The 24,858-nt window shown below is 32.4% G+C and carries 22 protein-coding genes; 17 read left to right on the forward strand and 5 right to left on the reverse strand.

Features of this window, described 5'->3' with window-relative positions:
• Positions 1 to 196 precede the first annotated feature (196 nt).
• Positions 197 to 4,339: a S8 family serine peptidase gene (locus V5E38_RS01770; RefSeq protein WP_499211975.1), complete on the forward strand. Its 4,143-nt coding sequence runs from the start codon at positions 197 to 199 to the stop codon at positions 4,337 to 4,339.
• Positions 4,340 to 4,662: 323 nt separating this feature from the next.
• On the opposite strand, the gene V5E38_RS01775 is transcribed toward V5E38_RS01770, so the two are convergent.
• A complete protein-coding gene (locus V5E38_RS01775; protein WP_499211976.1) occupies positions 4,663 to 4,977 on the reverse strand; it encodes a winged helix-turn-helix transcriptional regulator in 315 nt (104 codons plus the stop codon).
• Positions 4,978 to 5,154: 177 nt separating this feature from the next.
• On the opposite strand from V5E38_RS01775, the gene V5E38_RS01780 reads away from it, so the two are divergent.
• The 4 genes from V5E38_RS01780 (at position 5,155) to V5E38_RS01795 (ending at position 8,774) form a co-directional block, all read left to right on the forward strand.
• Positions 5,155 to 6,249, forward strand: coding sequence for an FAD-dependent monooxygenase (locus tag V5E38_RS01780; RefSeq protein ID WP_499211977.1), 1,095 nt, complete (start codon positions 5,155 to 5,157; stop codon positions 6,247 to 6,249).
• A 91-nt stretch (positions 6,250 to 6,340) separates the two neighbouring features.
• Positions 6,341 to 7,102 (forward strand): GTP cyclohydrolase II, encoded by a 762-nt coding sequence (locus V5E38_RS01785; RefSeq protein WP_499211978.1) that lies wholly within the window; start codon positions 6,341 to 6,343, stop codon positions 7,100 to 7,102.
• Positions 7,095 to 8,192, forward strand: coding sequence for a bifunctional diaminohydroxyphosphoribosylaminopyrimidine deaminase/5-amino-6-(5-phosphoribosylamino)uracil reductase (ribD, locus tag V5E38_RS01790; RefSeq protein WP_499211979.1), 1,098 nt, complete (start codon positions 7,095 to 7,097; stop codon positions 8,190 to 8,192). Before V5E38_RS01785 ends, ribD begins: the two co-directional genes overlap by 8 nt.
• Positions 8,193 to 8,207: 15 nt before the next feature.
• Entirely contained in the window at positions 8,208 to 8,774 is a 567-nt protein-coding gene (locus V5E38_RS01795; protein WP_499211980.1) for a 5' nucleotidase, NT5C type, read from the forward strand.
• Between the two features lie 680 nt (positions 8,775 to 9,454).
• Here the strand turns inward: V5E38_RS01795 and V5E38_RS01800 are convergent.
• Entirely contained in the window at positions 9,455 to 10,750 is a 1,296-nt protein-coding gene (locus V5E38_RS01800) for a C40 family peptidase (protein ID WP_499211981.1), read from the reverse strand.
• A gap of 426 nt (positions 10,751 to 11,176) precedes the next feature.
• Here V5E38_RS01800 and V5E38_RS01805 point away from each other — a divergent pair, with 426 nt between their 5' ends.
• The 7 genes from V5E38_RS01805 to V5E38_RS01835 all read left to right on the forward strand — a co-directional run bounded on the left by V5E38_RS01805 (position 11,177) and on the right by V5E38_RS01835 (position 17,254).
• Entirely contained in the window at positions 11,177 to 11,470 is a 294-nt protein-coding gene (locus tag V5E38_RS01805; protein ID WP_499211982.1) for a hypothetical protein, read from the forward strand.
• A gap of 182 nt (positions 11,471 to 11,652) precedes the next feature.
• Complete coding sequence (locus V5E38_RS01810; protein ID WP_499211983.1) at positions 11,653 to 11,955, forward strand: hypothetical protein; 303 nt, start codon at positions 11,653 to 11,655, stop codon at positions 11,953 to 11,955.
• 192 nt (positions 11,956 to 12,147) lie between these two features.
• Entirely contained in the window at positions 12,148 to 12,648 is a 501-nt protein-coding gene (locus V5E38_RS01815; RefSeq protein ID WP_499211984.1) for a GNAT family N-acetyltransferase, read from the forward strand.
• 21 nt (positions 12,649 to 12,669) lie between these two features.
• Positions 12,670 to 13,221 (forward strand): 2'-5' RNA ligase family protein, encoded by a 552-nt coding sequence (locus V5E38_RS01820; RefSeq protein WP_499211985.1) that lies wholly within the window; start codon positions 12,670 to 12,672, stop codon positions 13,219 to 13,221.
• A 386-nt stretch (positions 13,222 to 13,607) separates the two neighbouring features.
• The gene (locus V5E38_RS01825) at positions 13,608 to 14,693 is read left to right on the forward strand and encodes an aromatic ring-hydroxylating oxygenase subunit alpha (protein ID WP_499211986.1); all 1,086 of its coding nucleotides are present in this window, start codon (positions 13,608 to 13,610) and stop codon (positions 14,691 to 14,693) included.
• Positions 14,693 to 16,141, forward strand: coding sequence for an aldehyde dehydrogenase family protein (locus V5E38_RS01830; RefSeq protein ID WP_499211987.1), 1,449 nt, complete (start codon positions 14,693 to 14,695; stop codon positions 16,139 to 16,141). Before V5E38_RS01825 ends, V5E38_RS01830 begins: the two co-directional genes overlap by 1 nt.
• An 18-nt stretch (positions 16,142 to 16,159) precedes the next feature.
• The gene (locus tag V5E38_RS01835) at positions 16,160 to 17,254 is read left to right on the forward strand and encodes a tartrate dehydrogenase (RefSeq protein WP_387328563.1); all 1,095 of its coding nucleotides are present in this window, start codon (positions 16,160 to 16,162) and stop codon (positions 17,252 to 17,254) included.
• Positions 17,255 to 17,329: 75 nt separating this feature from the next.
• Here V5E38_RS01835 and V5E38_RS01840 read toward each other — a convergent pair whose 3' ends face one another.
• Positions 17,330 to 18,691, reverse strand: a complete 1,362-nt coding sequence (locus V5E38_RS01840) for a sigma-54 interaction domain-containing protein (protein ID WP_499211988.1) — start codon at positions 18,689 to 18,691, stop codon at positions 17,330 to 17,332.
• A gap of 138 nt (positions 18,692 to 18,829) precedes the next feature.
• Between V5E38_RS01840 and V5E38_RS01845 the strand changes: the two genes are divergently transcribed.
• Genes V5E38_RS01845 through V5E38_RS01855 form a run of 3 tightly spaced genes read left to right on the forward strand, consistent with a single transcriptional unit; the run spans position 18,830 to position 21,092 of the window.
• Entirely contained in the window at positions 18,830 to 19,018 is a 189-nt protein-coding gene (locus V5E38_RS01845) for a DUF3311 domain-containing protein (protein WP_025671330.1), read from the forward strand.
• Positions 19,015 to 20,490 (forward strand): sodium:solute symporter family protein, encoded by a 1,476-nt coding sequence (locus V5E38_RS01850; RefSeq protein WP_499211989.1) that lies wholly within the window; start codon positions 19,015 to 19,017, stop codon positions 20,488 to 20,490. Before V5E38_RS01845 ends, V5E38_RS01850 begins: the two co-directional genes overlap by 4 nt.
• Positions 20,491 to 20,495: 5 nt before the next feature.
• The gene (locus V5E38_RS01855) at positions 20,496 to 21,092 is read left to right on the forward strand and encodes an SGNH/GDSL hydrolase family protein (protein WP_499211990.1); all 597 of its coding nucleotides are present in this window, start codon (positions 20,496 to 20,498) and stop codon (positions 21,090 to 21,092) included.
• An 889-nt stretch (positions 21,093 to 21,981) separates the two neighbouring features.
• Here the strand turns inward: V5E38_RS01855 and V5E38_RS01860 are convergent.
• The gene (locus V5E38_RS01860) at positions 21,982 to 22,224 is read right to left on the reverse strand and encodes a DUF2584 family protein (RefSeq protein WP_499211991.1); all 243 of its coding nucleotides are present in this window, start codon (positions 22,222 to 22,224) and stop codon (positions 21,982 to 21,984) included.
• A 138-nt stretch (positions 22,225 to 22,362) separates the two neighbouring features.
• Between V5E38_RS01860 and V5E38_RS01865 the strand changes: the two genes are divergently transcribed.
• Together V5E38_RS01865 and V5E38_RS01870 are read left to right on the forward strand one after the other, a co-directional pair.
• Positions 22,363 to 23,268: a phosphotransferase enzyme family protein gene (locus V5E38_RS01865; protein ID WP_499211992.1), complete on the forward strand. Its 906-nt coding sequence runs from the start codon at positions 22,363 to 22,365 to the stop codon at positions 23,266 to 23,268.
• Positions 23,269 to 23,435: 167 nt separating this feature from the next.
• On the forward strand, positions 23,436 to 23,630 hold the full coding sequence (locus V5E38_RS01870) for a hypothetical protein (RefSeq protein ID WP_056471692.1): 195 nt from the start codon (positions 23,436 to 23,438) through the stop codon (positions 23,628 to 23,630).
• A 386-nt stretch (positions 23,631 to 24,016) separates the two neighbouring features.
• Here the strand turns inward: V5E38_RS01870 and V5E38_RS01875 are convergent, their stop codons facing one another.
• The gene (locus V5E38_RS01875) at positions 24,017 to 24,778 is read right to left on the reverse strand and encodes a DeoR/GlpR family DNA-binding transcription regulator (protein ID WP_499211993.1); all 762 of its coding nucleotides are present in this window, start codon (positions 24,776 to 24,778) and stop codon (positions 24,017 to 24,019) included.
• Positions 24,779 to 24,858 lie beyond the last annotated feature (80 nt).

Raw genomic sequence — 24,858 nt, forward strand, 5'->3', positions numbered from 1 at the left:
AAGAAGAAAAAACATTGAAGTAATCCACCAAATATAACCCGATTGTTAATTGTTCGAATATTTTTAATAATTAGTAATAGGAAGAGATTATTAGGTTGATGGATTTTTAGAATATAAAAACTAGAGTTTTAGATTCAAGGTTCCTCTACTATTAATAACTTCATTTTGCGAATCTTACTATAAATGGGGGAAGAGTATGTTAAAGAGAATGAGTAAAAGTAAAATTGCAAAAAGCCTTACAGTAGCTGCGTTATCTACTAGTTTTATTTTAAGTTCTTTAAGTCATGTTTCAAATGTAACGAAAGCTGATGCTGTCTCAAATGCAGAAACAATTTTAGCTAAATTAACTCCAGAACAAAGAGAAGCTCTACAAAAGATTTCAACGACTGATCAATCAGGTCTTTTTCTTGATTCAAATGTAAATCTAAATAGTCCTGAATCTGTTTCAGTCATTGTTTCATTTAAACAAAAGCCAGAGAAAATTGCTGTATTAGAATCTGCTTTAAAAGGACAAGCTTTATCAGATTCAGAAGCAGCAAGCAATGCGGATGCAGATCATACTAAGTTTAAATCGGACATAAGTTCTCTATTTAAAACAAAATCTGATGGCTCATATAAAATAAAACGTGAATATAAACATGCATTTAACGGGGTAGCTTTAGAAGTACCTGCAAATAAACTAAATGATTTAATGAAATCAACAGCTGTACAAGCTATTTATAGCGATGTAACAGTGAAATCAGAGCTTCCAGTTGAAGGGAAAGATTCATCTACAAATTCAACAGGTAAAGGAATGGCTGATGAGCGTTCTTACTTACAAATTGATAAATTACATCAAGAAGGCTATACAGGTAAAGGAGTAAAAGTAGCTGTTATTGATACAGGTGTTGATTATAACCATCCAGATATTAAAGCTGCATTTAAAGGTGGATACGATTTCGTAGATAATGATAATGACCCAATGGAAACTACTTATGCTGATTATGTAAAAGCAGGTAAACCGTACGGAGCTTCTGGAGCTGGAAATTATGTAACTGAACATGGAACTCATGTATCAGGTACGATTGTAGGGCAAGGAAAAAATGAAAGTGAAGATGCAACAACTGGTATTGCACCAGATGCTGATCTTTATGTTTATCGTGTATTAGGACCAGGTGGAAGCGGTACGACTGATAATATCATCGCAGGAATTGATCAAGCAGTTGCAGACGGAATGGATGTTATGAATCTCTCACTAGGTGCAAATTATAATGACCCACTACTTCCTGAAAGCATTGCGATTAATAATGCAGTATTAAATGGTGTAACTGCAGTAGTTGCTGCTGGAAACGCAGGAAATAAGATGTATACGTTAGGTTCTCCAGGAACGGCTGCTTTAGCATTAACTGTAGGCGCAAGCAGTGTACCAATTACGACACTTGGAGGGAAAGGTGCGATCGATAATGTAACGGCATCTTTACTTTTAATGGCAAAAGGCGCTGGGGATGATGTTTCAAAATTAAAAGGTGTAACGAATTCGGTTGTAGATGTAAATCTAGGAGAAGCATACGCTGGTAAAGATGTAAAAGGTAAAATTGTTCTAATGAGTCGTGGAACTTATACATTAGATTCTAAAATTGCGGTTGCTAAATCACAAGGTGCTGCAGCAGTACTTATGTACAATAACAATCCAACTGAAGGCCAAATTCCAACTTTTTTAGGCGATGGTGTAAATTTCATTCCAACGTTCTCATTATCTAACGCAGATGGTCTTGCTTTGAAGCAAAAGCTACAATCAGGATCTGTTAACTTTACATTTACTGACATAGGTGAAGCGAAAACTCAGGGCGATACATTAGCTGACTTCAGTTCAAGAGGACCTTCAAGATTAAATTATGATATTAAACCAGAAATTACAGCTCCAGGTGTAAGTGTATTATCAACAGTACCAGGTTTTATAAACAACCCAAACAATCCTACAGATTATAAAAATGCATATCAGCGTATGTCAGGTACATCAATGGCTACTCCATTTACAACAGGTGTTGCAGCATTATTAAAACAAGCTAATTATAATTTACAACCAGAAGATATCAAAGCGATTTTAATGAATACTGCAGATTCGTTAAGTAAGCCATACAGTGTATTTGAACAAGGTGCAGGACGAATTGATCCATATAATGCAATCCATTCAACAATTGAAATTAAAGTGCAAGAAAAAACACCAACAATCGTTAATGGAAAAGAAAAACAAATCAATGAAGAAACAGGAGCACTTAGCTTCGGAAATGTATCATTCGATGGAAATGACTATTCAGATAACCGCACAATCACTTTGATGAATAGAGGAGAAAAGTCAAAAACATTTGATGTAAAAGTTGATTTCCAATCAAACTTACGTGGTTCAAAGGATGCAGTAGCGAATGGGGTAACTGTTCAAACTCCATCGACAGTTACATTAAAAGGAATTAGCCAAAAGAAAACGGCTATTACATTAACTATTCCAAAGACAGCTGAAAAAGGAATTTACGAAGGATATGTAGTGTATACAAACAAAGATAATCCATCAGAAACATATCGTATTCCATTTGGTGTTCATTACGTTGAGCAAGGATTTGATTACTTTAAATTGTATAAACAATCAGTGCCTGAATCGCTTAGTCAAAGTAGTCAAAAATGGAATCGAACTGATGCTGCTAACATTGCCTTAAAATCACATATGAGATCAATTGATGTCGTGATCTCAGATGCAAAAACTGGCAAAGATCTTGGTGTTGTTAATTCGTATGATGGAGTAGCATTTAATGAAGGTGTAGATATTTCACTTCCTTTCGTATATTTCGGATTTTACTATCCATTTACAAATGATCCGGATAATCCAATTGATACAAACCAAGATCATCTTGTAGTACCAAAAGCGGGGCAATATGTATTAAAAATGATTGGTACAGATGATAATGGAAAACAGTATACAGTAAGTCAAAATTTATTTGTGGACGGTACAAAACCTAAATGGAATATGCATGTGGAGGGTGAAGTACCTGGTAAACAAATTGTCGAATATAAAGATGGTCAAGATACTTTAGGTGTAACAGCTCAGATTACTGATGATAATGTAGATGTAAAAAAAGCAGCTGGTATGGCTGCAGATCAAACACAAAATCAAATTTATTATTCTTACAACTCTTGGTTACCAAATGGTAACTTGACGCTAGATAAAGAGGGGAATGCATCCGATGATATTGCGATGTTACCTAACCAAAGTGTTCTAAGTGTTAAATTTGAAGGGATGGACGAAGCAACGAATGGTTATCTTCAAAAGCAATACTATTTTGTAAATGAACATACACCATATGTTTTTGTTGAGGCAAATAAACCGACAAAATTTAATGCAGCATTTGTAAAACCAGGTGAAACTTTAACGATGACATTAAATGCAAATAATGTAAGTAAACTAGCGAAGGCAAATTATAAGTTCTCTGATACTCCAGGGACAAAAATTACGAAAATTTCATTAAATCCTGCTGCACAAAAGCTTGGTGGCACATTAGATGTTAAACAAACTACATCAGGAAGTACAATTTCATCAGATGTTACTGTTAACTTTAATGGAACTTCTGGAGTAAATGGTGATTTACCAATGGTTGATTTAACAATTGAAATTCCTAAACCATTGGATCCAAAAAATGCTTATTCATTTAGCTCAGTTACTTCACAATTTACAGATATAAATAATGTATCAACTAATGTTTTTTCAAACGTTTCGCCAATCGCGATCTTAAATAATCAAACTGAATTCCAAGGTTATATTCATGCACAAGGATTTTTAGATGCTAAGGGTAATTATGATTATTCAAAAGATTACTCAAAGATTTCGCCAACCTTAACAGTAATTGATAGTAATGGAAAAGTAGTAAAAACAAATATAGTCGCAAAAAATGGGTCATTTGATATTGCAGGACTGGATCCATCAAAAGATGATTATACATTAATCCAAGATATACCAGGTCATTTTACAACGAGATATTCAAGAATTAACGCTTACTTTGGTTTAGATGACGAGGTATACGGTACATCATATAGAGTAGGTGTAGAAAGTACTCCATATGCAACTGCAGGAGATGTAAATAAAGACGATGTAATCGATGTTCAGGACGCACTAGCAATCCAAACATATTGGGGAACAAACAAACGTAGTGCAGATATCAACTTCGATGGAACGGTTGACGCGAAAGACCTTGCATTCGTAGAAAAGAATTACTTAATGCAAAATCCTTGGGTTCCAGCACCACCAAAACCAGTTAAAAATTATAAAGGAAGTACATTAGAATCAATTAAGAGTCAATTAGGATTACAATAAAATGTCAAAGCGAAGAATTACTTAATGCAAAACCCAGCTGTAGATAACGCGCCAAAACCAATTAAGAAATCAAAAGGTAAGACAATTGATGCGATTAAGAGTGAATTAGGTATTCAATAAACGAACAAGTTTTGAGTAGAGTAAGAAATTTATTTTACTGTTAATAAGGGTTGCCTCATTAGTCAAAGTACTTTTGAGGCAACCTTTTTATTGTATTAAAAAAGGATGTCCCATAGTTAGAATTCAACCGATGCGACACCCCTTTATTTTTATTTGAATTCTAAAAAATAATCAACAGGCGAAGCAAAAAACAAAAACCATTTTTAATCGAGTGTTGTCCAATCTTGCGACCATTTCATTAATTCCTTAATTACTGGTTCTAAAGCCAGTCCTTTTTCTGTCAAAGAATATTCGATTCGAACTGGAGTTTCTGGGTAAACATCTCGTTTTACTATACCTGCTTGTTCTAAATCTTTTAGTCTTTCTGAAAGAACGCGCCCGCTAATTGGCAAAGTTGATTCGATCGTACAAAATCTTTGTGATCCAGAAAGAAGTTGAAAAATTATAAGAATTGCCCAGCGTTTACTAATTAACTCTACGCTTTTTTCAAACCGTGGGCATAATAAAGAAAAATCCATTTAAAACCACCTCACCTATATCCATATTATAACTAAATTTGTATTAATAACAAGATTACCATACATAAATTTATTACTTGACGTAACTTTATTACTAAATTAAACTTACTTACATAAAGTAACTAAATAGTTTTTTAAGAAAAATAATTAATGTCTATAAATAGGTGGCAAAACAACATGAATATGAATACAGATGTATGTATTGTAGGTGCAGGGCCGGGTGGTGCACTATTAGCATATTTGCTTGCTAAAAATAATATTTCAACTGTTCTTGTGGAACGACATAGTGGTATTGATAAAGAATTTAGGGGGGAACATCTAAATTCTGATGGTGAACTAATATTAAAAAAACATCATCTTTATGAAAAAGTTAAAGAATACGGACTGCTGCTAATGGATCGTGTTGAATATTGGAATCATAATAAAATAATAAAAAGTATTTTTCCATCACAAGGTTCAAAACACGTTGGTATTCATGTTCCACAAAATCATTTATTAAATGTTATTTTAAAAGAAGCAAATAAATATGAAAACTTCAAGCTTTTGATGGGCACACGTGTGTCTAAATTAATAGAAGATCAAAATGGACGCTATATTGGTGTTAAAGCAATAAAAAATGGTGCTGAAATAACAATTAATAGTTCGGTTATAATTGGTGCCGACGGTCGATTTTCAACAATCCGTAAATTAGCAAAAATACACACGGATATTATAAAACATGGATACGATCTACTTTGGGCTAAAGTACCAAGACCAGTAAGTTGGGATCCTACAGTTAGATTAACGTTGATAAATAAACAACAATTGGCTTTGTTTACTCAAGCAGGTGGGTTTATTCAAATTGGATGGAATATAGATGAAGGTTCTTTTCCGAACTTAAGAAAAAAATCTTTTAATCCTTTTGTAAATCAGCTAATCGAAGCATTTCCAGAACTGACTGAAACTGTTCAAGAAAATATAAAATCTTGGAACGATTTTGTATTATTAAATGTTCAAAGTAGCCGTAGCAAAACATGGGTAAAAGACGGCTTAATTATAATGGGTGATGCGGCACACACTATGAGTCCTACTGCAGCGCTTGGTGTAAATATTGCGATGAAAGATGCTGATACTTTAGCAGAAATCATACAAGATGCTATTCAAAACAAAGATACTAGTACAATAGTGTTAAAGAAATTTGAATATGCTAGACGAGGAGAAGTTGAAAGCTTACAAAAGCAACAACTAACACAGGAAAGTACTTTTAAACATCACTTTGATGTGACTTTATAAGAATGCCTTTAAAGTTTAAAAATGTACAAGTAAAAATTAAGAAATATATGATATCAATATGAAATTGTGTAAGAAAACAGGAGGAAACCTTATGATCAACGAAAAAGTAGTTTCTTTATTAAAAGAGAAAATTAATGTAATAAAAAATAACGATAAATCAATTTACTTAGTTGGACCAATTAAACTACCAGTAAATTTAGATGGAGAAACAGTCCTTTTTCAATGGTATTGTTGGCTACGCTGTGAGGATATCGAAGGAGATTTTTGTAGCGATGGTTCATATAATACTGAAAAAATTATTAGTAAATTAGCTTCATCAAATTTAGCAGAAATGCAACAATCAAGCGTATTAGTTTATGGTGACTTTGAGAATACAGAGGATGCTCTAATTCGAATGCATAGTATTTGTCATACAGGTGATATTTTTGGAAGTAAACGTTGTGATTGTGGATTCCAATTAAAAGAAGCAATGAAAATGATTTCTTCAAATGAATCAGGTGCATTATTTTATTTAGCAAATCATGAAGGAAGAGGAATCGGTTTATTTAGTAAAGCTATGGCGTATGTTCTCCAAGAGCAAGGATTTGATACTGTTGAGGCAAATGAAGAGCTTGGTTTTGTGGATGATGCACGAAACTACGAAGATGCTATTCGTGTTTTAAAAACGCTTCGCTCAAAACCGGTTACTTTAATTACAAACAACCCAAGAAAATTGGATGCCCTTCAAAAATCTGGAGCTAATGTATCTGGAAGAATTCAATTATGGGGAGACAAATCAAAGTATAACGAAAAGTATTTAGAGACTAAAATTGTTCGTTCTGGTCATTTTAAAGGAGGACGTACAAGTGAATAATCATGAATTTTATATGAATTTAGCTATTCAAAATGCAATGGCTACGAAAGGTCAAACCGACCCCAACCCACTAGTAGGATCTGTAATCGTAAATGATAATCGAATTGTTGGAATTGGTGCTCACCTAAAGGCCGGTGAACCTCATGCTGAAATTAATGCGCTTAGAATGGCGGGCGATAAAGCTGAAGGTGGAACAATTTATGTAACGCTTGAGCCATGCTCTCATCATGGACGAACTGGTCCGTGTGCAGAGGCGATTGTACGTGCAGGCTTGAAAAAAGTTGTTGTTGCTACATTAGACCCAAATCCGCTAGTTGCAGGAAGAGGAGTAAGAATTCTTCAAGATGCGGGAATTGAAGTAATCATTGGAGTTTGTGAAGAGCAGTCGATCAAAATGAATGAAGTATTTAACAAATATATTGTTAAAAATATTCCTTTTGTCGTAATGAAATCAGCGTCTACATTAGATGGGAAGATTGCTACCCATTCTTCTGATAGTAAATGGATCACTTCAGCGGAAGCTCGAAATGATGTTCATCAATTAAGAAATGAAATTGGCGCGATATTAGTTGGTGTTAACACAGTATTAAAAGATAATCCAGAATTAACAACTAGAATTCCAAACGGACGTAATCCAGTACGAGTGATTCTAGATTCAACTTTAAAAATTCCTTTAGAATCAAAAGTAGTAACCGATCAGCAAGCTGAAACATGGATATTCACAAGTCAAAAACACTCTGAACAAAAAAGAAGTGAATTAGAAAACTTAGGTGTTAAAGTATTTGTTACGAGCGATCTAAGTCGAGTTGATTTAAACGAAATGCTAAAAGTTCTAGGTGAACATTCAATCTCTTCTTTATTAGTAGAAGGTGGTGGAGAAGTGAATGCTTCCTTTATGAGTCAAAATTTAGTTGATAAAGTGATTGTCTATTTAGCTCCTAAATTAATAGGTGGAAAAAATGCACCTACATTTTTAGAAGGTACTGGACTTGATAAGATGGCACAAGCGATTGAACTTGAAGAAATCGAATTAACGAAAATTGGTCCTGATTATAAATTCATAGGCTATCCAAAATATACTACTTCATGAGGAAGGACTTTTAGAATGAAATTCGGATTCGATATAGACGATACTTTAATTGATTTAAGACAGCATGCTTTTCACATTTATAATAAAAAATTAAATAAAAACATTCCTATAGAAGCTTACAATGAATTAAAAACTGTTGAAATTCATGAACCTTTTGGCTTAACGGCTGAAGAAGGAAGCAATATGTGGAAGAGTAATCTAGAAGAGACATATTTTACTACATGTCCTCCATTTCCATATGCTGTTGAAACATTACAAGAATTAGAAAAGCAGGGACACGAAATTTATTATGTGACTGCAAGAAATAAAGAATATGGTGAACGAACAAAAGAATGGTTATTAAAGAATGGATTTCCAGTTCATCAAGATCGATTTTATTGTGGAATGAAAGATTCTGAAAAAATTCATATAATAAAAGAATTAGCTTTAGATTTCTATTTTGATGATAAACCAGAAATATTGAACACACTATCAGAATTACCTTTAAAAGCTTACGTGAAAGACACTTCATATAATCGAGGGTTGGACATCCCACGTATTACTTGTTGGTCTGAATTAAAGGATATCATTGAACGTAATTAATAAAAAAACACCTGTGATGGGTGTTTTTTTGTTGATGAAAAATGAGTAGGTCAATTAGTAGGTATTTGTTGCTGATGTCCATTACAACCTGTTATGAGTAAGTTATAATTAACGTTTTAATTTTATACTAACTCACGAATTAGTTGTGAGTATCATTGTTTTGCTATAATAGTTCCTCATGAAACCGTTTATGAGGAAGTAAAAATCAACATTTAGGAAAAATAGTTCCTCATGAAGCCGCTATGAGGAAGTAAAAAACAACATATAGGAATTATAGTTCCTCATGAAGCCACTATGAGGAAGTAAAAACCAACATTTAGGAAAAATAGTTCCTCATGAAGCCGTTATGAGGAAGTAAAAACCAACATTTAGGAAAACTAGTTCCTCATGAAGCCGCTATGAGGAAGTAAAAACCAACATTTAGGAATTATAGTTCCTCATGAACCCTCTATGAGGAAGTAAAAACCAACATATAGGAATTATAGTTCCTCATAAACCCGCTATGAGTAAGGAATAATCAAGATTTAGCAATTATTGTTCCTCATTAACTTGAGTAAGTAATGATCACCATTTGGCAACTTTACATATCATGAGCAGATTATGTGTATTAGACTTTGTTTTATGTCAACAAGCTAAAAAACACCCATGATAGGTGTTTTTTAGTAAGGTGTTTGCAATATCTATTTAAATCTTTTAAATCCTAAAAAATGTTGGTTCCAATATGAATTGTTTATTTTAGAAATAGTTACGCCTGAACTACTACTTGCATGGATAAACTCATTATCATTAATCACTATACCCATGTGGGACGGTCCATAAGTATAAGTGTTTTGGAAAAAGATTAAATCTCCAGGTTGAAAGTCATCTACAGTTTTTAAATTTGAACTATTATACCAATATCCTGCAACATTTGTTCTAGGAAGTGACAATCCAGATTCTTTGAATACATAGGAAATATATCCACTACAGTCAAAACCTGATGGATTTTCCCCACCCCAAATATATGGTACACCTGAATACTTTTTAGATAAGGTGATTAAAGATTGTACATCAAATGATTGAGAGGTATTTGAATCCACTTTATTTGTATCTGTCTGACTTGAATCAACTTTGTTTGAATCTGTCGTATTTGAACCTGTCTCTTTTTCAACATAAGATGCACCAATATACCCTATTACCCCATTAAATTTTACCTTATACCAACCGTTAGATAATGAGATGACATCTAGTTTTTGATTTTTATTAACACTACCTAAAATCTGATAAGAAGTTCCGGCCCCAGATCTTACGCGTAAACCATTAATAGTAGAAATATAGTTTCCAGAACTGACCACATGATTATTATTACTATTATTCGATTCGGTAACTTTTCCAACATAAGAAGCACTAATATATCCAGTTACCCCATTATATTTTATTTTATACCAACCATTAGAAACTGAGATCACATCTAATCTTTGATTTTTATTAACACTACCTAAAATCTGATAAGTTGTTCCAGCGCCGGATCTTATGCGGACACCATTACCAGTAGAAATGTAGTTACCAGAACTGCCCACTTGATTATTATTACTATTATTCGATTCGGTGATTTTTCCAACATAAGAAGCACTAATATATCCTGTTGACCCATTAAATTTTATCTTATACCAACCATTAGACAATGAAATGACATCTAGTTTTTGATTTTTATTAACACTGCCTAAAATCTGATAAGAGGTACCACCTCCAGATCTTACGCGGACACCATTACCGGTTGATTTATATGTACTAATAGTATTATTTGAATAAAGATTACTAGATTGCAGAGTTTTCTTGGAATCAATCGAGGCTGCAGCTGCAGTAGTATTATATGGAATTTGCATTGTTAATGTTGAAGCAAGTCCAACTAATGCCAAAGAGTTTAATGTTCGCTTTTTGTTTCTTTCTCCTTTCAAATTTAACTTTAATAAGGTACTTGCTGATTTTGATTTCATTACTAACCTTCCCTCTAACCAATAACTGAAATAACAAAGAAAAAATCCCTTACCTCATTTAATAGTAAGGGCAAATCTAAGATTACATGAACTTGGTAATTAAATTATTTAAAATGTAAGATCACATTTAGTTTAAATTCTAACATAAGATGATAGGAATCTTCACTTAATTAGTGTCAAATTTTTCCGGAAAAGTAAATTTTGTTCAAAATTTACTAAAAAAACAAGGGAGAATATGAAACTCTTATTATTCATCAAAGTGAAAAAGCTGAAATAGTTTTTAGTAAATACAGATAAGATTATTGATTTAAGAAAGTTTTGTTAAGTAAACTAATAATATAGATTAGACAAGTTGTCAGGAAATATAAACTTAAAAAAGTCTATTAAAATCTTAATCCTACTCTTTAATTGGAGGTGCAAGTCAAAGTGACAAAGCTTGAACTTGATATTGAAAACGTACAAGTTGCAAAACATACGGATTATAAAGGCTATAAAATTAGATTTTCGATTAATCACCAGCAGTATGTATTTTTAGTCGGTAAAACAAATATATTATTTCCCTTGTCTCTAATTCACACTTTTAATGAAAAAGGAACATGCCAGCTTTGTAATAAACTAGTTTTAGCTTCAAATATTAGTCAACAAGTTTGTCCAACATTATTTAATAGAAGAAAAGAATTATTAGCTTATTTCCAAGAACATTATTCTGAACAATTTTAATCAGACATAAAATAGCTTTTGACAATCGTCGACCACAGTAAAATAATAAATTAATAAAGAAATCGTGATAAAAAACTACTTTTTGGGTAGTTTTTATTTTTTTATGAAAATATTTAACGATAATGAGACATAAAAATAGCATTTCGTCATATATTTTGTTGAAAACGGAGGTGCTATTACACATGGTGATTCAAGATTTAGATATTCAAAACGTGGTAATTAGTAAGCTTGCAGGATACGACGGTTATAAAATAAGCTTTTCTGTTAAACATCAAAGCTACATATTATTAGCTGGAAAACAAAAGACGATTTTCCCTTTGTCTATTAAACATGCATTTATTGAAAAGGAAAAGTGCCAGTTTTGCAATAAACTTGTATTTAAATCTGCGATTAGCCAGCAAATTTGTTTGAATCTCCTTCTTAAAAAAAGTGATTTATTATCGTATTTTCAGCAAAATTATCCCGAACCATTTGAGCAAATATAGGTTTTTTATTTAAGAAAACTATCGAGGAAAAACCACTAAAGAAGTGGTTTGGATACATATTAGGTTTTAACCCTCCATGATTTCAATATAGTTGTTTAAGAATTTTAATGATCTAGTAAAAAAACACTGTAGAAATACGATTATAATTGTTGTACTATTCTTATAATTCTATTTTTATTGGAGGGTATTTTCATGTTTAATTCTTTATTACCGACAAATACTATTTCATTACAATTTTATAATGATCAATATGATGATCAATTAAAAAACTATTTTCTAGCTGATGAGCATCTAAAATTTACTGGTCTACCTATAGAGAATATAGAAAAATGTGTAATAGAGGCTGAGCGTCATGCGATTTTAATTTTGAGTAACAATGATGTTGCAGGATTTTTTGTTTTACATGGTTGGGATGGAGTTAGACAATATAGTGATAATAAAAATGCAATTCTATTAAGGGCTTTTTCTGTTGATACAAATTTTCAAGGAAAAGGGATTGCGAAACACTCTTTACATTTATTGCCTTCTTTTGTAAAAGCGAATTTCCCCAAGCGAGATGAAATTATTTTGGGAGTCAATCATAAAAATATTACTGCACAGCATGTTTATTTAAAGAGCGGATTTATTGATAAAGGAATTAGAGTAATGGGGAGAAAAGGTGAGCTCTTTATTATGCATATGGATCTAGTATAAGTTTAGAAAGAGGGAAGATTGATGTACGGAGTTGTAGCATTATTTGATGCAAAAACCGAACAAATTATTAAAGATATTTGGACAGAGTTAAGAGAAAAATCGATTTCTTTCTATGCTGATGAAGTAGTAGATCGAAAACCCCACATTACTTTAGCAAGTTATCATAGCTTAGATAAGCAAAGGTTTATTGAACAATTAGATGATTTTTATGAAAATAAGCCGGAAATAGATATTAGTTTTAATTCAATTGGATCATTTTTAAATACAGGCATATTGTATTTTTCACCGCATATTACTAAAAATTTAATTGAGTTTCATAAGAATTTTCATAATCAGTTTAAACATTTTAATGATAATCCAATGTCTATCTATCTTCCTGAAAAGTGGATTCCGCATTGTACTTTAGCTAATAGATTGTTACCGGATAAACTAGTAGAAGCGTATAATTATTGTTTATATCGAAATGATACGATTGTAGGGAAAATACAGGAAATTGGTATTATTGAGATAGTTAGTAAAAATAATGCATCTATTATTTATTCAAAGTCTTTAAAGCCCAATAAGATAAGCTGAAAAACTCGTGAGAAATAACGAGTTTTTTATTTTTGGGCACAATTAACCTTAATTTTGGTACTCTATGTTAAGTTAATGGAGAGGATACGACAGCCATGAAAATCGCATAATGATTGCTATCTTTGGATGATGGAAACATAGAACGAAAATTAAATTACCACCTTTATAAGAGCAATTTGAAATGTTAGATCTTAAGATTGCTCGAGTGAGTGATAAGTGAACTGGAAACAACTCAATTGAATTGTTTTCAGTTCACTTATTTTATTAGCTTGAGTCGTTTTGAATCAGTAAATGTTGATTTATAGGTATTTTTTAATTTTGGCATAGATATTGCAAAATAAAAGATACAGGGGTAGAAAATAGGGAAATGAGAGGGGTTAAAACAAATGACTTTTAACAAAGTACAAAATGCAACGACTGAAATTTTCGAAAGAACACTAACTTATGATTTATACACTGATCCAAAGGTTTTAGAGCAAGAGCAAGAAAAGATCTTTTCAAAGTCTTGGCAGTTAGTTGGACATATTAGTCAATTAGAAAATGTAGGGGATTTCTTTACAGCTGAAGTAGCTGGTGAACCGATTCTTGTAACACGCGATAAGAATGAGGTTATTCAAGCTTTTTATAATGTTTGTCCACATAGAGCAACTAAGCTAGAGAAAAATGAAAGTGGAAATAAAAAAATTCTACAATGTGCTTACCATGGATGGACTTTCCATTTAGATGGTAAATTAAATAAAGCTCCTAATTTTAGAGGAGAAGATCTAGCTTGTGTATCAAATGCTTGTTTACGTTCTGTAAGGATGGAAATTGCTGAGTCATTTATTTTCGTTAATTTAGATGATCAGGCTACGTCATTGATTGAGACATACGGTGACTTTTTTGAAAAGCTAAGTAAATTTTCTTTTTTAAGTGAATTAAAAAGAACGAGCAGTAAATCTAGAATTATTAAAGCGAACTGGAAAGCATTTATTGATAATTATTTAGAATGTGATCACTGTCATGTAGCTCACCCAAGCTTTGTTGCTACGTTAGATATGAAGGACTATCAAATTATTACATGTCAAAATTATTCTGTTCAAGGATCGGTTGTGAAAGCGAATAAGAAAATGGGTTCATTAGATTTTAATGAAGTAGAAATGCAAGGTGGCACGTTCTATTGGTTATGGCCAAATTTAATGATGACTATTTATCCAGGCCCAGGAAATATTGCTACGATCCAAATGGTCCCTATCGATCATGAGACAACTCTTGGAATCTACACATACTACTTTAGAGATGAAAATTTAACACAAGAAGAAAAAGACTTAGTTGAATTTGCTGAAGTAGTACGAAATGAAGATGTTGAGCTAGTTGAATTAGAACAAGTTGGATTCCGTTCACGAGCATTTAATAAAGGCTTTTATTCATCTTCAGAGAAAGCAATTGTTCAGTTCCATGAGACTGTCCTAAGGGCACTGGAGGAAGAATGATGATCAACAAAATAAGTCCGATAAAAAAATATTTATTTATTAATGGAGAAGAAGTAGAAACAAAAGAGTATTCAAACTTGTATTCTCCTTATACTAGAGAAGTAATATCAGAGATTGCTGTTGCAACTAAAGAACAAACAGAACTGGCAATTGAAGCAGCATATCAATCAAAAGATGAGTTTGCTAGAGTTCCAGCATTTGAGAGAGCACAAATTCTTGAAAATGTCGTTCAGTTATTAAAAGAAAATTTTAATGAAGCTGCTGAAATAATTACAAAGGAAACTGCGAAACCAATAATGTTTTCAAGGGGAGAAGTAACAAGAACAATAGAAACATATAAATTTGCAGCGGAGGAAGCAAAGCGAATCCATGGAGAAACAATTCCATTCGATGCTGCTTCTGGTGGTATAGGAAGAGTAGGATATACAGTAAGAAATCCGATTGGTGTAATTGGAGCAATTACTCCGTTTAATTTTCCTATGAATCTAGTAGCTCATAAAGTTGGGCCAGCTATTGCGTCGGGAAATACAGTTGTTTTAAAACCAGCATCTCAAACGCCACTTTCAGCACTTTTTATTGCTAAGCTATTCAAGCAAGCTGGCTTACCAGACGGTGTATTGAATGTTGTAACGGGTCCAGGTCGCACGGTAGGCGACACGATTGTAGAAGATGACCGAGTAAACATGATTACATTTACCGGGAGTACTAGTGTTGGGATTAATATTAGAAGTAAAGCAAAGCTTAAGAAAACAACGCTTGAACTTGGATCCAACGCTGCCGTCATTATTGATAAAAATATTAATGTCGATGAAATTATTGATCGCTGTATAATGGGTGCTTTTTCAAATCAAGGTCAAGTCTGTATCTCATTGCAGAGAATTTTTGTTCATGAAGAGATTTATGATGAGTTTACTTACAGATTCGTAGAGGCAACTAAGAAATTAAAACTTGGTAATCCATTTGACCAAGAAACCTATCTATCTTCATTAATTTCACCGGACGAATTAGATCGAACGTTAAACTGGATTGAAGAGGCAAAACAAAGCAATGCAACTATTCTTGCGGGTGGTAAAACCCAAGGGAATATATTAGAGCCTACAATAATTGCTGATTGTACATCTAGATTAAAAGTTTCATGTCAGGAAGTTTTCGCTCCAATTGTAACGGTTAACAAAGTGAAATCGATTCAGGAAGCTATCTCTAAAGTAAATAATTCACGCTATGGATTACAGGCTGGAATTTATACGGAAAGTGTATCGAATGCATTACTCGCAACAAATGAACTTCATGTAGGTGCAGTCATCATTAATGATATCCCAACATTTAGAGTGGATAATATGCCATATGGTGGTGTAAAGGAAAGTGGTACTGGAAGAGAAGGTATAAAGTTTGCAGTTGAAGAAATGACAGAGTTGAAGCTAATTGTCTGGAATCAAAACAGAATTTAGTAAGGTAGGAGATAGAGTATGAAAACACATAAAATAGCAGTTATTCCAGGGGATGGAATTGGACCGGAAGTGATTAATGAAGGCGTGAAAGTATTAAATAAAATAGCTAGTCTCGATGATTCATTTGAATTCGAATTTACGTCTTTTCCTTGGGGCTGTGAATACTATGCACGATACGGAAAAATGATGGATGATGATGGAATTGACAGATTAAAAGAGTTTGAAGCAATTTATTTAGGAGCTGTCGGATTTCCTGGTGTACCTGATCATATCTCATTGTGGGACTTGCTATTAAAAATTCGAAAAAGCTTTGATCAATATGTAAATATACGTCCTGTTACTCTATTAAAAGGGGCACCGTGCCCTCTAAGTAATATGAAAACCGAAGATATTAATATGTTATTTATCCGAGAGAATACAGAGGGGGAATATGCAGGAGCTGGTGATTGGCTTTATAAAGGAAAAGAACATGAAGTGGTTTTACAAAATAGTGTCTTTTCTCGAAAAGGTACGGAGCGAATCATACGATATGCTTTTGAAGTAGCCCTTAAACAAGGGAAAACATTAACAAGTATTAGTAAAGGTAATGCCTTAAATTACTCAATGGTTTTTTGGGATCAAATATTTGAAGAAGTGAGTAAAGAGTATCCTTCGGTAAAAACATACTCTTATCTTGTTGATGCAGCTGCTATGCTTATGATTAAAGATCCGAAACGATTTGAGGTAGTAGTGACTTCTAATTTATTTGGTGATATTTTAACTGATTTAGGTGCGGCCATCGCAGGAGGCTTAGGTCTTGCAGCTGGAGCAAACATAAATCCAGAGAGAGAATATCCATCAATGTTTGAACCGATTCATGGTTCAGCACCCGATATATCTGGAAAACAGTTATCGAATCCACTTGCAGCAATTTGGTCAGCAAGCCAATTGCTCGATTATTTAGGGTATGAGCAGTATGGTAAGGTAATTCTTACTGCAATTGAAGAATTATTAATTGAAAAAAAATTCTTAACGCCTGATTTAGGTGGGGTATCATCTACATCAGAAGTTGGAGACCGTATCGTTGAAATAGTTGCTTCAAAAATGAATGTTTTTCAGACTCAAAAAAATTAATAAGGCGTATTGGTTTCTAAAATTAAAAGGGAAATACCACAGAAGTATCTCCCTTTTTATTTCACCTTTGTAAATCTACTCGTTTTTACAATATTTTTGGATTAATTTGTTAGCTTTTGTTTGACTTAATCCGAGATCCTTTGCAACTTTTCGAGAGCTTTTATGAATCTTGTAAGATTCGATAATCATTTTTTTCTCAGTTTCTTCTAAAATATTTTCTAATGAATTTTCCTCTTGGATGGTGATTGTACAATCATTAGGAATTAATTGTGATGGCAAGTCAGATAATCGGATGACCGATTCGCTAGTTATAACAAGTCTCTCAATGATATTTTCAAGTTGCCTAATATTACCTGGCCATTGAAAAGCTTCAAAAGTATTTTTTACACTTGGTGAAAACGACCGGTCAACTTTGTATTTATGATTGAACTTAGTTAAGAAATGATTAGCTAATAAGGGAATATCTTGTTTTCTGTTTCTAAGTGGCGGAATTTGAATATCAATTACATTTAATCGGTAAAATAAATCTTCTCTAAACTGCTTTGATTTTACCATTTCTAGGAGATTACGGTTCGTCGCTGTAATAATACGAACGTCGACCTTTTTTAATTCTCTGCCTCCTACTGAAAAAAAGCTACGATCTTGTAATACTTGGAGTAGTTTCGCTTGAAATTTTAAGGAAATTTCTCCAATTTCGTCTAAAAAAATTGTTCCTTCATTTGCAGTTTCGAGTAAGCCGATTTTTCCATTCTTTAAGGCACCTGTGAATGCACCAGTAGCATACCCGAACAGCTCAGATTCCAATAGGTCTTCTGGGATAGCAGCACAATTAATGGCAAGAAAAGGACCGTTTTTCCGGTTACTTAAATCATGAATATATTTCGCTAATACACCTTTTCCAGTTCCAGATTCACCTTGAATTAAAATATTTGTATCAACGGGAGCAACCTTTTTACAAAAATCAACGATAGTCGTCATTTCATCATCAATTGTTAAAATTCCATTTGAATTAAATTCTTCTCTCGAATCTACCATTTCATGAATGTTATTATGAATAATAGATATATAGTTTTTTTCGCGAGATGTAATGAAAATGAAATCCAATTTTTTATTGATCGGATTGAATATTGGAATGGCAGTTGTGACTAATTCTTTACCAGTATGTGTGGTTTGGTTAATTGTGACGGTATTATTTTTCTCTAAAACAATTGGAATGATTGATGGGGTCCAATACCCTTTTTCCAAAAAAATATCATTATGTTTTCCTATGATTTCGTTTTGACGTAAACCATAATGTTGTTCACACATTTTATTAACATAAATGATTTCAAGATCTCTGTTTAAAATATAAATTTCATCAGAAGAATAGTTTAAAATGTTTAACAACACTTCTTTATCGAATTCTAGTATTTCTGAAAGATTAGAATAACTGTTCATAATGTATGCTCCTTTTTAAGCGCTTACAATAAGAGGCTAATATTTTATTATTTTATAAAACGAGTTTAACATAAGTCTACAAATTATTAACAGAATTTTTTAAAAAATCAACTTATTGAAAGGTAAGGGGGAAATAGAATGAAATATTTTGCAATTTTTTTAACTATCTTTGCTTTCATAGGATCATTAAGTATTGTGAATCGGGTAGAGCCTTACATATTAGGATTACCGTTTATTGTATTTTGGTCAGCGAGTTGGTTAGTCATCACATCTGTCTGCCTTTTTATTAGTAATGCAATTTTAGAGAAGCAGGAGGAAAATCAATGAGCATTCTATTAATTGGAATTACGTTTCTGTTAGCACTTTTTTTAGGTATACGTGCCCAAAGAGGAAGAGAAATGAAATTGGAATCATGGGTAGTAGGAGATCGAAATTTTGGTAGTATTATTATGTTTGTCCTAATGGCTGGTGAAATGTTTACAACGTTTATTTTCCTAGGTGCTAGTAGTGCATCATATTCAATGGGAGGCCCAGTAATCTATATTTTCTGTGCTGTTACTTATATTATTCCATTTTGGATCTTACCTCATATTTGGCGTTATGCGAAAAAGCATAATTTATTAACTCAACCAGATTTCTTTGTTAAAAAATATAATAGTAAATCTTTAGGACTGATAGTTGCAATAGTTGGAGTAGTTTCCATTATTCCATATATGGTACTTCAATTAAATGGTATAAAAATTATTGTATCTGAGGCTTCATACGGCGCTATTTCTCCAAATTTAGCAGTATGGATTGGTGTAATTGTTGTGACGATCTTTGTTTATATCTCAGGAATTCATGGTTCAGCATTCACTGCTATATTAAAAGATATTTTGATGCTCATAACGATTTTGTTTTTAGGGATCTATTTACCTTTACATTATTACGGCGGTGTAGAACCGATGTTTAGAACATTAGATGCAGCTAAGCCTGGTTTCTTATTACTACCTAAGTCTGGTTATAGTATTTCTTGGTATGTGTCAGTTTGTTTAATTATTGCGCTCGGTCAATATATGTGGCCACATGTTTTCGGTGCGAGTTTATCATCAAAAGATTCAAAAACATTACGTAAAAATGCAGCACTAATACCTCTTTATCAAATTCTGATGGTTTTTATTCTTTTTATTGGTTTTACTGCACTTTTACAGATGCCACATATTCCAGGTGGACGAACTGATTTAGTTTTATTCGAAATTGCTAAAGCGACACTTCCACCTTGGTTTATTGGTGTAATTGGTTCAGCTGGTCTACTTGCAGCGTTAGTTCCTAGTTCATTGTTATTATTAACGGCTTCAACATTACTTTCTAAAAATATTTATAAAGTAATAAAACCAGATACAAATGAAGCGAAATTAGCTGGACTTACAAGAATCTTAGTTCCGATCATCGCTTTAATAGCATTATTGTTTACGTTCTATGGTGGTAAGACAATGCTTTCTCTTTTATTGATGGCATATAGCTTTGTCTTACAACTGTTCCCTGCATTAATTGTTACGTTCTTAAAACGTAATCCGGTTACAAAAATTGGAGCAGTAGCAGGAATACTAGCTGGACTTACTGCAGTTGCATACGTAACAATAAAAAATACAACATTTGGGACATTATTCCCACATGCACCTCAATTTTTAAAAGATTTAGATTCAGGATTTATTGCATTTACGATTAATATCGTCTTTATGTTTGGAGCTAGTGGAATTGTTTATTTAGTAAAAATAAGACCAAGAGTAGGTCAAAAAGCTATAAAGGAACAATGGTGAGAAAGATGAAAATAGTATGTATAGGTGATAGTCTTACAGAAGGTTTAGGAATATCAAAAGTTGATGCATGGCCAACTATTCTTCAAAACGAATTATCAGTCGAGATTATTAATAAAGGAATCTCAGGTGATACAAGTACTGGTATGCTATCACGATTCTACCATGATGTTGTATTAAACAATCCATCACATGTAATTATTTGTGCAGGTGGGAATGATTTATGGTGGGATGTTGAAATAAAATATATACTTTCAAATATCTATTCAATGGTAAAACAAGCAATTCACAATGGTATTCAACCTATTGTAGCAATCCATCCACCAATTCACATAGATCATATCAAACATGAAGAAGTGTGGGAACCGTTTTCTGGTTATGAAACATTCTTGCTGAAGGCACAAGAGTTAGCAAATCGAATCGAGCAAATGGTAAAAGTAAATCAATTTAAACTTATTGATTTTCGAATTCCATTTCAACATCATCAGAATCTAAAATCAAAGTTTTTTGAAGGCACTGATGGAGTACATCCAAACGAACTTGGACATAGTGCATTAGCCAAAAAAGCATATCAAACGATTATAGGGTTAAGTAACGAGTGGTAAAAAGATTCAAATGAACGGATAGCAAAGATAAGCTATCCGTTTTTAATCTTGGAAAAAAGGGCTTTAAAGAGCTTACAGCCTGGTATTAAAAAATGCCCCATCACAAGGAGGACATTTTAGGTCAAAAGACATTTTTCAACCGCAGAGTAAACCACCCCTTCTCATGTGTGGTGATAAGGAATCTTATATACATTGCAGTGATTCGGGTTTTCCGCCAATTTGAATATTAAACTGTTAACAGATTAAACGATGATTCTACCAATTAAAAAATAAATTCAATTTTATTGAAGTGAGTTAATCGTAATTCAAAGCGTTTTTAAGAAAATCTTCATAGTAATTATTAGTTAACATAAAAATTAGATTAACTTTACAAAAGGTCAATAATTCTGATTTAAAATTATATGTAATTTTTATATGACTTTATCATAATTTCTTACGCAAGAAGGATTTCAAATAATTAGTAAATTGATAAATAAAAGCTAATAGATATGACTGCTAAATATAGTTCAAGAACACAAATGTTCTTGAACTTTTTGTGTTTATGACGATGTTGAGGATATAATAAATATTTCAGGTAGAGCTAATTTGGATTGGAACTTTAACGATCAATCTAACAAATGGTTATATTCCAACTGATGACGCTGTTATTGTTAAATATAATCATTTAGCGAGTGGAAGCAAGTTTGATGATGTGGTTATATTAGGATTGCCTTCAGGCTATAAAACTACGACTATATATAAAAAAGATCAACTTCTCTTAAAGATTATTAAACCTAACAAGCAAACAATAAAATAAAGTACAAAGTAGCGCAATTGAAAGCAAGCAACTAAGAAGGACTGTCTAATTTTGACAGTCCTTTTAGGTTCTAATAAAAGTTATGGTATCATTTTAATTAACTGTATCAATTGCTTTTAGTTCATAAAGCATATAAGTATTTTTATTTTTCCATTCGATTTTCTGTATAACAGCTACTCCAAAAGGTTTTTCATCATTCTTTCTTGTGACATTGATTGGTGTGTCAATAGGATATACATGGTATCCGGTTTGCTCTAGCGTGAATAGATTGTTTTCGTGTCTAACGGCGTGATCGTTCGTTACAATTAACCAATTAAATTCAAAAGGCATACTCATATTTTGAAAACTCCTTAAATTGAATAGTAGAATATTTTATATAGAAAAGATTAATCACTTAAAAATATCTTAATATATTTTTGTTCTGAACACAAAAGTGGGGTTGTATAAAATTTTATAAGATAGCAGGGATTCTCAATGAAAAAGAAGCATAGTAATCAAGTTCGTTTAACCGGTGGGTTTCAAAATGATGTATTTTATGATGAAGACTATAATAGGGTAGTTAGGCAGTCTAAATTAGGAAAAACAAAAGAAATGGTGTTACAGGAAATTGATTTTATAAATTTTTTACATATGCAAGGAGTAAAAGTCCCAAGAGCGGATCGTAATTTAAGAGAAGAGGATGGAAGAGTCATAACTTATTTTGAGTATATTGATGGCGAACAAATTGATGTGACAAACCCTAACCATTGGAATAAACCCCTGTTTGAACAATGGGGTAAAAAATTGGGGAAGATGCATTCTTTAGCCAAGAAGTATAAATTAAGTGAAGTTCATCGTCCTGCCTGGTCACATAAAAGTGTTGATGTTTTTGGGATTAGAGATCAGTTAGTTCCTAATATGAAAGAGTTTTATGATAAACACATGGAAAAGCTCTTACAATTTCAAGTGACATCCGATACATTTGGGATTATTCATAATGATTTTCATCTAGGGAATATAATTTTAGTCGGTAATACTCTCTTTACGATCGATTTTGATGATTGTGCATTTAATTGGTTCGCACAGGATTTTGCTACAGCTTTTTATCATGCGTATTGGCAACAGAACTCTTTTAATAAAGTGAGTGAACAGTTTATTGAGACTTTTATGGTGAACTTTTTTAAAGGATATAAACTAGAAAACTTACTTCATCATGACATAGTAAAACAAATCCCGATCTTTCTTAAATTGAGAGAAATATTTTTGCACCATTTATTTGTCCAAAAATGGGGTATGAATCGATTAGAGGAGTGGCAAAAATATACACTTATTGATTTGGAAAATAAGATTAAAAATGATGTGCCATATGCAGACCTTATAGATTTTTCGATTTATCAATAATGGAAGCCAAAGGAAAGGTCTAGTTATAATAACCTAGCGCTATCCTTTTAATTTTTTTAAACTTTTACATATACTCATAAACGTATGGTCATTGATTCGTTAATTCGACTATATAATAAAACAAACAGTATTTTTTGTAGTTGCTTTATTGAAAGGGGCTGATGTTTATGCGAAGAAATAAGAATGCGGCTCTTATTGTAATTTTATGGTTATGCATGGTGCTTTTTATAGTTATAAATGCAATACGTCATATTCGAGTATATATGGTTTACAGTTCAGGCTTAATGCCTTTTATTGTTTGTGGAATGATTATCTTTGCGATTATTATCTTATATGTAAGGGGTTCGAATCAGCGGAGATAAAGAGTTATATTGAACCCATTATGTTTTTGGGTTCTTTTTTTTTGGATAGATATTGGAGAACAATTTAGAAAATTAATTGAGACAGTATATAGTTGCATTAAAAAAAATTCGTTCTTAAATGTATAAGAGCGGTGCAACGCGTGTTTTCTATTATTGAAAGTACCTGATTTTTTAAAGTTTTAGGTCGTAACACCCTTACTGGTATGGGTTATTTTTTATTTTAATTGCGGTTCCTTAAAATTTAATTGCACTAACTGTGTATTTGCACTTTTCTCCGACTTATTTGCACGGACAGAATACTCATTTGCAGCCCGAGATATTATTCAACACTATTCATCTCTTCAATCAAAATAGAAGGGTCCCATTATGGACCCTCCTCCTTTTATCTATTCTGCAATTACCAAATTTGTATTTGTCTTATTAAATTTAGAAATAAAACTTTTATTAATATGAGAATCCGTAATGATATAATCAATTTTTTCAAGCGGTGCTATATGAACAGTGACGTTCTTACCGAATTTTGTGCTGTCAGCTGCTACATAATTAAGGTTGGATAACTCAATTATTTTCTTCCTTGTAATTGCCTCTTCTAAATTATAATCGGAAACTCCTTTTTCAATTGTAATCCCACTCGCGCATATAAACGTCTTTAGAATATTTAATTCATTAAAATTAAATAAGTAGTCGTACGTAACAACCGATTGTTCATTACGTCTAATTTTACCGCCGATTATGATCAATTCAATCGAACTATTCATTAACTCATTGATGATTGGGATCGAATTCGTAACGACTGTTAAATTCTTTTTATCTTTAATATATTTCGCAATTTGGAGCGTAGTAGAGCCGCTATCTAAATAAATACAATCTCCATCTTCAATATGTTCAGTGCATTTCTTTGCAATCTTTTCTTTTTCCTCTAAGTGGCTCACCATTCTTTCTTCCATTGATGATTCAAAGAACTTCGATTCAGCTATTTTTGCACCGCCATATATTTTCTCAATTTTGCCTTGTTTTTCAAGTAGATTTAAATCTCTACGTAAAGTGTCAGTAGATATATTTAGAGCTTCAGTTAACTCAGTTATTTTTAAAACATTATTTATTTTTAATAAATCGATTATTTTTTGTTGTCTTTCAAGTGGAAACATAACCTCACCCATTCAGTATTTATTAAGACTTGTTTTCAGTTTAATGAAACGAATGCACATTATCAATAGTAGTAATGCAA

Origin of the sequence: Rossellomorea sp. GAMAL-10_SWC, from assembly GCF_049568075.1 — a bacterium.
Taxonomy (GTDB): Bacteria; Bacillota; Bacilli; order Bacillales; family Bacillaceae_G; genus Gottfriedia.

Coding starts and splice junctions, on each gene's coding strand:
- V5E38_RS01770 (WP_499211975.1), top strand. CDS start 197: ATGTTAAAGAGAATGAGTAAAAGTAAAATTGCAAAAAGCCTTACAGTA.
- V5E38_RS01775 (WP_499211976.1), bottom strand. CDS start 4,977: ATGGATTTTTCTTTATTATGCCCACGGTTTGAAAAAAGCGTAGAGTTA.
- V5E38_RS01780 (WP_499211977.1), top strand. CDS start 5,155: ATGAATATGAATACAGATGTATGTATTGTAGGTGCAGGGCCGGGTGGT.
- V5E38_RS01785 (WP_499211978.1), top strand. CDS start 6,341: ATGATCAACGAAAAAGTAGTTTCTTTATTAAAAGAGAAAATTAATGTA.
- V5E38_RS01795 (WP_499211980.1), top strand. CDS start 8,208: ATGAAATTCGGATTCGATATAGACGATACTTTAATTGATTTAAGACAG.
- V5E38_RS01800 (WP_499211981.1), bottom strand. CDS start 10,750: ATGAAATCAAAATCAGCAAGTACCTTATTAAAGTTAAATTTGAAAGGA.
- V5E38_RS01810 (WP_499211983.1), top strand. CDS start 11,653: ATGGTGATTCAAGATTTAGATATTCAAAACGTGGTAATTAGTAAGCTT.
- V5E38_RS01815 (WP_499211984.1), top strand. CDS start 12,148: ATGTTTAATTCTTTATTACCGACAAATACTATTTCATTACAATTTTAT.
- V5E38_RS01820 (WP_499211985.1), top strand. CDS start 12,670: ATGTACGGAGTTGTAGCATTATTTGATGCAAAAACCGAACAAATTATT.
- V5E38_RS01825 (WP_499211986.1), top strand. CDS start 13,608: ATGACTTTTAACAAAGTACAAAATGCAACGACTGAAATTTTCGAAAGA.
- V5E38_RS01830 (WP_499211987.1), top strand. CDS start 14,693: ATGATCAACAAAATAAGTCCGATAAAAAAATATTTATTTATTAATGGA.
- V5E38_RS01835 (WP_387328563.1), top strand. CDS start 16,160: ATGAAAACACATAAAATAGCAGTTATTCCAGGGGATGGAATTGGACCG.
- V5E38_RS01840 (WP_499211988.1), bottom strand. CDS start 18,691: ATGAACAGTTATTCTAATCTTTCAGAAATACTAGAATTCGATAAAGAA.
- V5E38_RS01845 (WP_025671330.1), top strand. CDS start 18,830: ATGAAATATTTTGCAATTTTTTTAACTATCTTTGCTTTCATAGGATCA.
- V5E38_RS01850 (WP_499211989.1), top strand. CDS start 19,015: ATGAGCATTCTATTAATTGGAATTACGTTTCTGTTAGCACTTTTTTTA.
- V5E38_RS01855 (WP_499211990.1), top strand. CDS start 20,496: ATGAAAATAGTATGTATAGGTGATAGTCTTACAGAAGGTTTAGGAATA.
- V5E38_RS01860 (WP_499211991.1), bottom strand. CDS start 22,224: ATGAGTATGCCTTTTGAATTTAATTGGTTAATTGTAACGAACGATCAC.
- V5E38_RS01865 (WP_499211992.1), top strand. CDS start 22,363: ATGAAAAAGAAGCATAGTAATCAAGTTCGTTTAACCGGTGGGTTTCAA.
- V5E38_RS01870 (WP_056471692.1), top strand. CDS start 23,436: ATGCGAAGAAATAAGAATGCGGCTCTTATTGTAATTTTATGGTTATGC.
- V5E38_RS01875 (WP_499211993.1), bottom strand. CDS start 24,778: ATGTTTCCACTTGAAAGACAACAAAAAATAATCGATTTATTAAAAATA.